At 68.4% G+C, this 677-nt stretch carries 1 protein-coding gene; it reads left to right on the forward strand.

Annotated elements, in window-relative coordinates:
* Positions 1-677: ABC transporter substrate-binding protein (locus tag HWY05_RS37605; RefSeq protein ID WP_244146809.1), on the forward strand; the 677-nt coding region annotated here is incomplete at both ends.

Below are 677 nucleotides of genomic sequence, written 5' to 3' on the forward strand. Positions count from 1 at the left end.
GATCACACCGTGATGATCCGCACCGATCGCAAGTACGCGCCGACCTTCGTGCTGAATGTGCTGGGCTCCTGGCCGGCCTCGGTGGTCGATCGCACGCTGCTGCTCACGCAGCAGCAGAACGGCGACTACGGCAACGGCTGGCTCAAGACCCACGAGGCCGGCTCGGGCGGCTACCGGCTGGTGAAGTGGACGGCCGGCGACAGCCTGGTGCTGCAGCGCTTCGACGGCTACCGCCTGCCGCTGGCGATGAAGCGCATCGTGCTGCGCCACGTGTCCGAGGCGGCCACCCAGCGGCTGATGCTGGAGAGCGGCGACATCGACGCGGCGCGCGACCTGAGCCCCGACGACCTGGCCGCGGTGGCCAAGAACGGCAAGGCCAGGGTGGCGGCCTCGCCGCAGGCCACCCTGCTCTATCTCGGCCTGAATACCAGGAACCCGACGCTGGCCAGGCCGCAGGTGCAGGAAGCGCTCAAATGGCTGGTCGACTACCAGGGCATCCAGCGCAACGTGGTGAAGACCACCTACCGCGTGCACCAGAGCTTCCTGCCCGACGGCTTTCTCGGCACGCTCGACAGCAATCCCTATCATCTCGACGTGGCGCGCGCCAAGGCGCTGCTGGCCAAGGCCGGCGTGCCGAACGGCTTCGCGGTGACGATGGACGTGCGCAACGACTACCC

This window comes from Paraburkholderia sp. BCC1876 (genome assembly GCF_902833695.1).
Classification (GTDB): domain Bacteria; phylum Pseudomonadota; class Gammaproteobacteria; order Burkholderiales; family Burkholderiaceae; genus Paraburkholderia.